Below are 12,028 nucleotides of genomic sequence, written 5' to 3'. Positions count from 1 at the left end.
GTATATTTTGATAAAATATAATTATAATTAACTAATATTAACTACAAGTTGTTTTTGTAATTTAGTGAATTGGGTATAAATTAGAATTGTGCAGAAAATCCTATATAAAATATAGGAATAAGGAGGTTATATATATGAAAGAAATAGTGTTTGCAGGTGGATGCTTTTGGGGCGTAGAAGAATTCATGTCTAGAAAAGATGGTGTGAAAGAAACTAAAGTTGGATATGCAAATGGAGAAAAAAATGATCCTACTTATGAACAAGTATGTACAGGAACTACTGGTCATGCAGAAGCTTGTTATGTAAAGTACGATGAAGAAAACATATCTTTAAATCAGCTACTAGATGAATATTGGAGTATAGTAGAACCAACAGTAATTAACAGGCAAGGAAATGATATAGGACATCAATATAGAACTGGAATTTACTATATTGATAAAGATGATTTGAAAGTGATTGAGCAAAGTAAGCAAGAACAGCAAGAAAATTATGATAAACCTATTGTGACTGAAATAATGCCACTAAAATGTTTTTATGATGCAGAGGAATATCATCAAAAATATTTAAAGAAAAACCCAGGCGGTTATTGCCACATAAAATTAGATTAATAAGCTAACTTATTTAAAGTTTACTATCGATTCTAGAAAATAGAGTTGGTAGTGGACTTTATTTTTTTAAATTTATAAAAAACTTCATATTTTTATGAATTTTGGATAGCAAATTGTGGTGCTATTGAATATTATATACCGAACGATTAAGTAATTATATGCAAGGGTTAATTCAGTAGGAATTTACTGTATAAAAAAGTCTTAAATGATGACATATTTATTCACAATATTTAATAATTTGCAAAAATCTTTTTACGGTTAACTGATTATCTAAACAAATTGAAGAAAATATAAAAAAATTAGCAAAATTGTGCTATATCACAAGGTAATTAAGAACACTTTTATATTAGCAACATAATATATTATTGAAGTGTCTAACGTAAAATGGAATAGGAGGATATGTTATGCAAGAAAATTTCGAGGTAAAAGGAATGGCTCCATGCCCTTCACCAATAAGCGATGAATGTATAATAGCTCAGAGAGTATACGGGAAATGTAGACAACAAGATTGCTTGAGACCATTTGATAGCACAGTTTTAACACCACCTCCAGGAGCAATAGAAATAAGTTCATCTAGATTAGGAGAAGCAGGAAGTATCAATGGTAGTGTAATAGTTGGAGGACCTATCACTCCAGGTGAGATAATTGCTTTCAATAGCTCAGTAGCTACAGTTAGGATTGTGCCAGGATCATTCAGAGTATCTGACATAAGAGTTACAGTTAACCCAAGCGCATTTGGACAAGAAGGATTTTATGACGTAACAATAGTATATACTTTTACGTATGTAATCAATTTGCTTGATGCCACTGGAACTGCAATACCAGTTACTCTTACTGTAACAGGAGAACCACCAACTGCAATTACTAATATTTGTGCTTTCACAACTTACACAAAGACTTTGTGTCTATTCGGTGGAGAAGCTAGTGAACAAACAATTACTACAGCTAATACTTTATACAGCCCACAAACAGTAAATGTAAACTATGGCAACCTTCCATACGCACTTGTTCAAGCTATTGCTAATCCATTACAGCAACCTGTAATTGGAGTTTATGAAAATGCTCCAGGAACAATTGAATATCATGCTGATGTTGTTATAGGTTTATTTACAATTATTAAACTTTACAGAATAGTTAACATGACAGTTAGTTCAAGTGGAGACTGTGATATACCAGAATGTGAACCTGTTACAGGAGATCCATGTGAATTCTTTAACAGCTTGCCATTCCCATTTGAAGATTTTGACCCACCAACAACTTTATAGAATAAATAGAATAAATAGTGCCAACATATTTCAGGATATGTTGGCACTATTTGTATATAAAATTAAAAAAGCTAATATATAGGAGATAAGTCCAATATAATTTTAGCTATTAGGCTATATTTTTACTATATACCTTTAAAAAATTGTAAGGTTATCTAAATACCTTGATTTATCTGGCATAAAGACTGTATATTTTATTCACAGTAAAAAAGGGCTGCCAAGAGGCAGTCCCTATAAAATTATGGTGTAATAGTTTCAGGTATTATAGGATCGCCTAATGCACCTGCAACTAATTTTTCTTCAGCAGTTATATTGTAGAATAATCCTTGTGTAGTACTGTTAACAGTTACTGTAACGCTACCATTACCAGTAAGTCCAGATACAACTACATACATTCTAAACACATAATCAGCTTCGGCTCCGCATAATGGAAGAATTGGATCATCTACAAATTGGAAAGGTAGAACATCATATATTGTTGTTGAAGTACCTGTAGCAACAGTTAATCCACTAACTATAGTCTGTCTGGATCTAAATATTGGAGCGGTTGAAGTAGTGCTTCTAAACACTTCTAAAATTACATCTAGAGATCCTAAGTTTATAGCAGCAGTAGTAGAAGTTACAGACAATACTAAAGGAATTGTACCTTCAATAAAAACTACATCATTCCTAGAAGATAAAGGCAATGTCAAAGTTCCTATAGTAACTGGAGTTCCTGCGCCAGTGTTAGGGACAGGAATAGTAATATTTGTTGAACCTGTTATTGTAGCAAAATTACTTGGAGTCTCAATTAAAAAAGGTGTAGCCATGAATTAAAAACCTCCCTTTCATGCAAATCTATTATATATTATGATATTTGTCGTATTTTGGTTACTAATGTAATATGGATGTACTAATTTGCGATGAAATTTATATTTTTAAATTCTCTCACCAGAAGCCGTGAGTCTTTTAAAATAGATTTCGGGGCGAAGTGGTACATTTATATACACAGTAAGAACAAAATCTGAAAAAAATACTATATACTTTATTTTTAGATTTCAGTGCAATTTTTAACTTTTGTAGAATATATTATATTAAATTGTTTTATAGCAGGTGAATTAAATGAGAGACTTAAATGTATGTATAATAGCTTTTTCTTCCGCGAGTCAGAGTGTAAATCTCTATAAGATATTAAAAAATAAGAAATACAATGTGTATATGATACAAACACCTTGTACTATATCAGCAGGCTGTGCTAGATCAATAGAGATTAAAGAGAAAGATTTAGAGGCCATAGTAAATGAAATAAAAGAAAGTAAAATTGATATTAAGGGGATATATAGAAAAACTTTAAACGAAAGTACAAGACGTTATTATTACTCTGAACTTGATATTTAAAGCAATATTAGGGAGGTTAATATGGTTTATATAGATAATGCCGCCACATCTTTCCCGAAGCCGGAGGCTGTTTATGATTCGGTTTTAAATTGCATGAAAAGATATTGTGCAAACCCAGGAAGAGGGTCACATAAATTATCACTGGAATGTGAGATGAAAATAATTGATACAAGACAAAGGATAAGTGAGCTATTCAATATAGATGATATTATGAATATTATTTTTACAAGCAATACTACTGAAGGGTTGAATATAGCGATCAAAGGGGTATTAAAGAGTGGGGATCATGTAATAACAACTTCTATTGAGCATAATTCTGTATATAGACCTTTAAGAAAATTGAAAGAAATAGGAGTTGAAGTCTCAATTGTTTCTGTTGATAAAAAAGGATATATAAATTTAGAGGAATTACAAAAAAATATAAAAACAAACTCTAAGGCATTGATAATAAATCATGGCTCAAATGTATTGGGCACTGTTCAAAATATTGAGGAAATAGGAAAGATAGCAAAAGGAAATAATCTTTTATTTATTGTAGATGCAGCGCAAACAGCTGGCGTTTTTAATATAGATGTGAAAAAAATGAATATTGATATTATGGCATTTCCGGGCCATAAATGTTTATATGGCCCACAAGGAATTGGAGGACTTTATATAGGAGATTCTGTTAAAATTGATACTTTTAAGGAAGGCGGCACTGGAAGTAACTCAAATATAATGGAACAACCAAGTTTTATGCCAGACAAATTTGAGAGTGGTACCTTGAATACTCCTGGGATCGTTGGACTTGGTGCTGGAATAGATTTTATTTCAAAAGTAGGTCTTAATGAAATAAGAAAGCATGACCAAGATTTGGCCTTATACCTAACATCAGAACTACAAAAGCTACCATATATTCTTATGTATGGAGAAGATGAGTGTGAAAAGAAGTGTCCCGTAGTCTCTTTCAATGTAGATGGGTATGATAGCTCAGAAGTAGGAGCGTTTTTAAATAATAAAGATATATACTTGCGCACAGGATATCACTGTGCTCCTATTATTCATAATATAATAGGAACTAAGAATTTAGGTACAGTTAGAGCAAGTTTTGGATATTTTAATACAATGGAAGACGTAGAAAAATTATTGTCTGCAGTAAAAGATTTGTATGGACTTAAAAATATATAATATATAAAGGTTGGAGGAGTATCAAAGATTATAATCTTTGATACTCCTCCTAAATTATAGGTTGAAAATGTAATTGCATGTTATGAGATAAAAAAGTTGAAAAATGAAGAAGATTATTTCCTATATAATTAATCCTCATCATTAAATATACGTTTTATAAATGAGGATCTCTTTTGCTTAGCACTAAGTTCTTCTAAAGCACTGTTCAAGTTATTTACCTGATTAAGAAGTTCTAAGTTCTTTTGAGTAATGGATGATAAAGTCTTTTCTTTACTTGTTAACTGTTCTTTTAGAGTTTCGATTGTTTTAGTTAGTGTAGCTATTTGATTAGCCTGGGAGGATTTTAAAGATTGTAGTTCATTAAAATTAGAGTTGCTTTTGTTGGCATTTACTTGACTATCTAAATCAGATATTACCTTATTTAGCTCTTCTATTTTATTCTTATATGTGGATAAGGCGCTATGTTTATCCGCAAGTCTTTTTTCTAGTTCGGTTATTTTAGTTTCTTTGTTAAGTAAGTTTTGATACAAAGATGCAATATTGGCCTTTAACTTTAGATTTTCTTCATCGTTTGTATTGGTGGCTTTTGATAAATTTTTCATCTTATCTTCATTGAGAGTTGTTTTATATTTCAGATCCTTAATTGTATTTTCAAGTGTAGCTATATACTGTTGTCTTTCAAAGAGTTGTTTTTCATATTCAACCAATTTTAATGCACTCATTTTCAATGAGTTGTCTCCAATTGGATCTGTTGTAACATCAGGTCTTTCTTTATCTGATAATGAAAGATCTATGTAGTAAGAACTTCCAATAATCATGTTACTGTTGTTATTTTTTGAAAAGAATATATCATTAACTACTATAGGATTATTTGACTGGTATTTTACTTTAAATATTAGATTATTTGGTTCCAGCTGAATATCATTGGAACCAGAATCTCCTTTCAAAAAGTCTATAATCTTGGTTGATATTATTTGATCAGTCACTGAAGTAAAAAAGAATTTGCCGTGAAAAAAAGCTGTTGAGCAGGCTAGTAATCTAGAATTGCTATTTATTGAATTTCTAACCAAGTTGGAAGGAATTCCATACCCATACTTAAGTTGGCCTCTTTTTTGGCTATTAACCTTATAGCAATATGATAGTATTTCACCATCAGCTACAATAAAAGAATAGTCTTCAATCGGCAGGTAAGAGGTATCTAAGATGTTAAAACCTTCCCAGTTATTTTTTACAGCATCATATTTTCTAAAGCCTAGACAGCTATTTTTCATTTTTTTGTTATAGCATAGATATATGTTATTGCCTACGGTACAGGATGTAAACGAGTAAGGAATAGAGTTATCAATTAGATCCAACATAAGTGGAGGAGTAAGTTTTAAATCAGATGTAATAAGTCTATGATATAAAAAAGTTGTACTATCTGTTGTTTTTGAATAAATAATATTTAAATAATTATTAAGTGAAATTATCTCTATGTAATCGTTAGATAAATGATTGTTTGTAATTATTGAACTTGTTAGTGTTTCATCATTCATGCAATGCATGATTATGCTATTATTGAGGTTTTGAGTAAAGATATATATAGTATCGTTCTTTGTTAAAATAACGCTAAGTAAGGCTTTGCAACTGTCAATAATAACTCTTTCATTACCAAATCCATTATTATCAAAAACTCTAAGACAAATTTGAGATTCATTCTGATAGAAATACCAGATAGAATTACCTATTTCTAAGGCGTATTCGTTATATTTATTAGCTAACATAATAAAATTGCATCCTCCATACTTATATATTAATAATAACTAAGTTAAGCATTAAATTACTCTAACTGTAGGTATAATTATAAAGTGATTTTCATTTCGAAATGATAAATCTACTAATATAGAATATGCAGTGACAATATGGAGATAGTACTTGTTTTACTTATTATTCTTACTGTTAAGTTTCAATAGTTCGTCTATAATTTTACTTTTATCATCAATTACATTTAATAAGTTTGATATCAAGTCTTCATAGTATTTTCTAGTTTTAATATTAAGATTGATAAATTTAGATAACTTTTTCTCGTATTGCTTATTTGTTGAATCAAGAGAGTTTTTTAAAATATCAATTTCCTTATTTTTTTGATAAAGTAATTTTATATAACTTGAACTAAGGGAGTTCATAGTAGATAATAGGTAATTAATAAATTTATCATTATTTTTTGTTAATGTATTTTTTTGACTATCGGTATTTGCAGTTGGTGTAATTAAAGGTGGTATAGTTTGTGGACTAGAAGCATCATTGTTTTTTAGAAGTTCGTTATCAAATAGCGATTTAGCAAAGACTTTTTCCGATATAAAGCCGTTGAACACAGACAAAGTAGAAGATATCTTAAATATTGTTGCTGCAATGTTGTTGTTGTTATTTTCAATAGCAACGACACTTGTCCAATTTTTGAGATCATATGAAGTTGTAATATAAAAGTTAAGCCCAGTAGACCAATTTATATAAAATTTGTTGTTATAAAAAGATAGCATAGGTTTTGTTATAGGTACATTGACATTAATCTTATTTTCATCAGAAAAAAGAAATTTGTCTTGGAAACAAGTGATAGATTTTTGGAAAAGAAAAATATCTTTATTAATAGTTTTGTTGTAAAAAATAACAATTTCATTTTCAGCAGATAAAACATTTATAGTAAATGCGTTAGGGATATCGAAGGATCGTATTTTAGTTGAGTTATTGTCATGTATAACTCGTAGTGAATAAATATTTTTGCTATAGTCTTCGCAAATTAATAAAATTAATTTGTCATCTAATAACGTAGTATATAATGGGCAAGAATATTTTAAGGAATTAATTTTACATAATTCATATGATTGACAACTATTTGACACAATTCCATGGTAAATATATGATATAGTGTTTTTTAAATTAGATAATCTATAGAAAAAATGGATTGATGTTTTAGTAATTGCTAGTGATATAAAGTCAATTTTTCTATATGAATAGTTTGAGGTTTTAAGCCACTGAGTTTCTACTTCATCAAATTTTGAAATATTAAATTTAAGCAACCCTAGCTTAGAATCAAAGGTTAGAAATAATATAAAAATAAAATTTGTACTATATTTTACATCGAACATCTCTACATTTTGTTGTAGTACCCTATGAAATGTAGAATTAAATAATTCTATAGATGCATTTTTAAGTTTTATGTAAAAAATATTATTACTGAAATTAATAACTAAAAACTTATTATTCATAAAATCACCACAATCTATTATTTTGGATATATAGTTTGAAAATATACAAACTTGTATTCAATATAAAATTATGATATAAATGCAGTATTTAGCACATAAGTACTATAAATAATGTTAGAGGAGTAAAGATGATAATATATTATTTTTTATTTATAAACCTTATAGGTTTTTTAATTATGTATATAGACAAGAGAAGAGCCATAAAGGGTAAGTGGAGAATTTCTGAAAAGAGTTTGTTCTTGGTTGCCATAATTGGAGGAAGTTTAGGAGCAATTATCTCAATGAATTTATTTAGGCATAAAACTAAGCATTGGTATTTCAAATATGGACTACCATTTTTATTTTGTGTACAAATAATATTAATAATTATTGGGAAAAATATTTTTGGGAAATAAGAATTTTATATTTAAAAGTCAAAAAAAGATGAAAATATCAATAAACAAACGATTACATTTTTTATATGTAAATACAGCACCGCTTTAAAATGAAAAAATATAAATATTAATATGCAAATGGACTTGATTTTTTCTTGTGATTGAAATATAGTATATAAGGATTTTGAACTGTATTTATAATCGAGATTTTTAATATTTATTGTTATAAAATACAAATTCCAGTACATGGTACTAATAAAAAATGGGAGTGAATTACATGGGGAATTTTGTTTATTATATAACCGCTGCTACCAAGGTATTCCAGATTGTAGTCTACACACTAACTTTGTATTATTTAATGTTAAGCTTGTTTGGGCTATACAGACGAAAAGAGAAGAAGAACTATACACCAAATAAAAAATTTGCTATGATAGTTGCTGCTCACAACGAAGAAGTGGTTATTGCAAACCTTATTGAAAGCTTAAAACATCAAGACTATCCAAAAGAGCTATATGATATCTTTGTAATTGCAGATAATTGTACTGACTCAACTGCAGATATATCAAGGAAACATGGCGCTAAGGTCTTTGAAAGAATGAATAAGGAAAAAAGAGGTAAAGGTTACGCACTTGAATGGATGTTTGATAAGATATTTAAAATGGACAAGAAGTATGATGCTATAGCAATATTTGATGCTGATAATTTAGTTTCACCTAATTTTATCAAAGAAATGAATTCAAAGATGTGTGAAGGATACAAGGTTGTACAAGGATATTTGGACAGTAAAAACCCAGAGGATTCATGGATTACTCAAAGTTACTCTATATCCTTTTGGTCTTCAAATAGGGCCTTTCAGTTAGCTAGAGCTAATCTAGGACTATCTAATCAGATAGGTGGCACAGGATTCGCAGTGGATGTAGAAATACTCAAAAAATTAGGATGGGGCGCAACATGCCTTACTGAAGATTTAGAGTTCACTTGTAAACTAGTACTAAATGGAGAAAAAGTAGGATGGGCTCATGATGCTATAGTATTTGATGAAAAACCTCTTACTTTAAAAGACTCATGGAATCAGAGAAAAAGATGGATGCAAGGTTTCTCAGATGTAGCTTCAAGATTTTTTGTTAGACTTATAAAAAAGGCTGTTAAAGATAGAGATTATGTAGCTTTTGATTGTGCACTTTATGTGGCTCAACCTTTTATGACTTTGATGGTAGCATTGTCACTTTGTCTTACTGTTATTCAAAGTAATTTTGGTATAGGGTTGTTTACAATGGATCAAATGTTCTCCGGAGATAGTATATGGATATGGAGAAGTTTTAGTATGTTTCAATTTCTACTAACTCCTTTCATATTAATAATGGATAGAAAACTTACAAAGAAATTTTTTGCTGCTCTGCTATTATATTCAACAAATGTTTTAGTTCTGCCATGGTTTATCGGAATTATGGAAAAGACTAAGGACTTTACGTTTATAGCATCAGTGAACATAGTATTTACGCTTGGATTCATAGCTGTTATTATGATTGCTATGGGCAAGAAAGCTACTTTGATGTTTTTTAGATACCTTTTATATGGAATATACACTTTAACTTGGGTACCAATAACAATACAAGGAATAATGAATAAAAACAACAAAGAGTGGTCACATACTAAACATGTAAGACAAATTGGAATATATGATGTATAGATTGATACCCAATGCTTAAGCATTGGGTATTTTGTTTTCAAGATATATAAAATTTCAATATTATTACAATTATCTTGATAATAGTTGAAATTTTAATTACAATTACATGATGTAGTATATCTACTAATATTAAGACGAAATAGATGTATGCGAACAAATGTTTGACATAATTTCTTAAAGTATTTATACTTTGATAATGAGGAATAGAAATATTTATATAAGTATGTTTGCCTGCTGCAAATGAAAATTCAATCCTGTACCAATAATTCAAGAATTGGAAGATAGGATACGAAAGAATAGTATATAGTGAATTGTATAGGTATTAATTACTTTGGAGGAGAATCATGGAAAAGGAAATTTTAAATAGCAGTTATGATGTTACTGATCTTACGTCACTTGAAAAACTTGAACCAGTTAGGATAAGACCTGGAATGTATATTGGGTCTACTGGTAGTAAAGGGCTGCATCATTGTGTGTGGGAAGTTCTTGATAATGCTATTGATGAAATAACAAATGGATTTGGAGATACAGCAATTGTATTATTAAATAAAGATAAAAGTGTAACAGTTCTTGATAATGGAAGAGGAGTACCAACTGGGATACATCCAATTAAGAAAAAATCTGGTGTAGAGATGGTGTATACTGAGCTTCATACAGGTGGTAAGTTCAATAATAAGAACTATAAGACTTCTGGAGGCTTACATGGAGTTGGCGCTGCTGTAGTTAATGCATTGTCAAAATGGCTAGAAGTGGAAGTTTATCAGAATGGTAAGATATATAGACAAAGATTTGAGTATGCAATGGATAAGCAATTAAAAAAACTTATGCCAGGTACACCTGTAACTAAGCTGGAGATTATAGGTGAAACTGATAAGACTGGTACTAAAGTAACTTTCATGCCTGATGATGAAGTGTTTTCTAGTACAGATTTTAAATTTGACGTAATAGATGAAAGATTAAAAGAACTGGCTTTTCAAAATAAAGGAATAAGGCTTAAATTTATTGATGATAGAAAAGAAGAAAGTGTAGTAAAAGAATATTATTCAGAAAGAGGTCTATTAGACTTTATAGAGTATCTTAATGAGAGTAAAACACCTATTCATCCGGAACCAATACTGTTTTCAGGTGAAAAAGAAATTGCTGGTATAAATATGTATGGTGAGGCATGCATACAGTTTACTGATTCATCAACTGAGTATATCGCTAGTTATGTAAATAATATACCTACAACAGAAGCTGGTACTCATGAAACTGGATTTAAGACAGGAATGACAAGAGCCTACAAAGAATGGGCTAAAAAGCTTGGTTTAGTTAAAGAGAAAGATAAGGAATTCGAAGGTGATGACTTAAGAGAAGGCATGACTGCAATTGTAAGAATAAAGATATCTAATCCTATGTTTGAAGGCCAAACTAAAACTAAGCTTGGCAATAATGAAGCTTATACAATGATGAATGAACTAGCTTATGTTGGATTTTCTGAATGGATTGAAGATAATAAAGAAATAGCTACAGCTGTAATTAATAATGCTCTTGATGCTGCAGCTAGAAGAGAGAAAATAAGAAAAATAAATGAAGCAGAAAAGAAAAAGATAGGCAAAGGTGCTGCACCTCTTGCGGGAAAGATAGCAGTTTGCACTTTGAAGGATAATACTCAAACTGAATTTATAGTAGTGGAAGGAGATTCTGCTGGTGGTTCTGCTAAACAGGCTAGAGACAGAAGATTTCAGACCATAATGCCTTCAAAGGGAAAGATAATGAACACCGAAAAGCAAAAACTAGAAAATGTACTTGCCAGTGAGGAGTTAAAGATATTTAATGCTGCAATAGGTACTGGAACTTTAGACAACTATAAAGAAAAAGATTTAAGATATGACAAGATTATAATAATGAGTGATGCAGATGTTGATGGATATCATATTAGAACCTTGTGGATGACATATATATATAGATATATGAGGCCATTAATAGCTAATGGACATCTATATCTTGCACAACCTCCACTGTACAAGGTATATAAGAATACAAAAAATGGCGAGGTTTCTAAGTATGCTTATAGTGATGAGGAATTAGACCAAGCAAAGAAAGCCATCGGAAAAGGTGCTTTGATACAGAGATATAAAGGACTTGGAGAAATGAATCCAGAACAGTTGTGGGATACAACACTTAATCCAGAGACAAGAACACTTTATCAGGTTAACATAGATGATGCTGCTAAGGCTGAAAAAATGGTTTCTTTACTTATGGGGGACATTGTTGAGCCTCGTAAAAAGTATCTTTATAAATATGCTGAGTTTTAGATAGG

The 12,028-nt window shown here is 30.0% G+C and carries 10 protein-coding genes; 7 read left to right on the top strand and 3 right to left on the bottom strand.

Annotated elements, in window-relative coordinates; translation table 11 throughout:
* Window positions 1–134: 134 nt before the first annotated feature.
* Both msrA and bsdtw1_RS15915 read left to right on the top strand, forming a co-directional pair.
* Window positions 135–608, top strand: coding sequence for a peptide-methionine (S)-S-oxide reductase MsrA (msrA, locus tag bsdtw1_RS15920; protein WP_183278541.1), 474 nt, complete (start codon window positions 135–137; stop codon window positions 606–608).
* Between the two features lie 404 nt (window positions 609–1,012).
* Entirely contained in the window at window positions 1,013–1,873 is an 861-nt protein-coding gene (locus tag bsdtw1_RS15915; RefSeq protein ID WP_183278540.1) for a hypothetical protein, read from the top strand.
* 239 nt (window positions 1,874–2,112) lie between these two features.
* Here bsdtw1_RS15915 and bsdtw1_RS15910 read toward each other — a convergent pair whose 3' ends face one another.
* Window positions 2,113–2,682, bottom strand: coding sequence for a hypothetical protein (locus bsdtw1_RS15910; RefSeq protein ID WP_183278539.1), 570 nt, complete (start codon window positions 2,680–2,682; stop codon window positions 2,113–2,115).
* A 292-nt stretch (window positions 2,683–2,974) separates the two neighbouring features.
* Here bsdtw1_RS15910 and bsdtw1_RS15905 point away from each other — a divergent pair, with 292 nt between their 5' ends.
* Both bsdtw1_RS15905 and bsdtw1_RS15900 read left to right on the top strand, forming a co-directional pair.
* Window positions 2,975–3,250, top strand: a complete 276-nt coding sequence (locus tag bsdtw1_RS15905; RefSeq protein ID WP_183278538.1) for a putative Se/S carrier protein — start codon at window positions 2,975–2,977, stop codon at window positions 3,248–3,250.
* Window positions 3,251–3,271: 21 nt separating this feature from the next.
* Window positions 3,272–4,417 carry an aminotransferase class V-fold PLP-dependent enzyme gene (locus tag bsdtw1_RS15900; protein ID WP_183278537.1) on the top strand — a complete coding sequence of 382 codons (1,146 nt, stop codon included), beginning with the start codon at window positions 3,272–3,274 and terminating at the stop codon, window positions 4,415–4,417.
* Between the two features lie 128 nt (window positions 4,418–4,545).
* Here the strand turns inward: bsdtw1_RS15900 and bsdtw1_RS15895 are convergent, their stop codons facing one another.
* Both bsdtw1_RS15895 and bsdtw1_RS15890 read right to left on the bottom strand, forming a co-directional pair.
* Window positions 4,546–6,180: a GumC domain-containing protein gene (locus tag bsdtw1_RS15895; protein WP_183278536.1), complete on the bottom strand. Its 1,635-nt coding sequence runs from the start codon at window positions 6,178–6,180 to the stop codon at window positions 4,546–4,548.
* 156 nt (window positions 6,181–6,336) lie between these two features.
* Window positions 6,337–7,662, bottom strand: coding sequence for a hypothetical protein (locus tag bsdtw1_RS15890; RefSeq protein ID WP_183278535.1), 1,326 nt, complete (start codon window positions 7,660–7,662; stop codon window positions 6,337–6,339).
* A 128-nt stretch (window positions 7,663–7,790) separates the two neighbouring features.
* Between bsdtw1_RS15890 and bsdtw1_RS15885 the strand changes: the two genes are divergently transcribed.
* The 3 genes from bsdtw1_RS15885 (at window position 7,791) to bsdtw1_RS15875 (ending at window position 12,023) form a co-directional block, all read left to right on the top strand.
* A complete protein-coding gene (locus bsdtw1_RS15885) occupies window positions 7,791–8,057 on the top strand; it encodes a DUF1294 domain-containing protein (RefSeq protein WP_183278534.1) in 267 nt (88 codons plus the stop codon).
* A 256-nt stretch (window positions 8,058–8,313) separates the two neighbouring features.
* Window positions 8,314–9,726 (top strand): glycosyltransferase family 2 protein, encoded by a 1,413-nt coding sequence (locus tag bsdtw1_RS15880; RefSeq protein WP_183278533.1) that lies wholly within the window; start codon window positions 8,314–8,316, stop codon window positions 9,724–9,726.
* A 344-nt stretch (window positions 9,727–10,070) separates the two neighbouring features.
* Window positions 10,071–12,023: a DNA gyrase/topoisomerase IV subunit B gene (locus tag bsdtw1_RS15875; protein WP_183278532.1), complete on the top strand. Its 1,953-nt coding sequence runs from the start codon at window positions 10,071–10,073 to the stop codon at window positions 12,021–12,023.
* Window positions 12,024–12,028 lie beyond the last annotated feature (5 nt).

This window comes from Clostridium fungisolvens (assembly GCF_014193895.1).
Classification (GTDB): Bacteria; Bacillota; Clostridia; order Clostridiales; family Clostridiaceae; genus Clostridium_AR; species Clostridium_AR fungisolvens.
The sequence above is the reverse complement of the archived record's forward strand: the minus strand, read 5'-3'. Positions and strand labels throughout refer to the sequence as shown.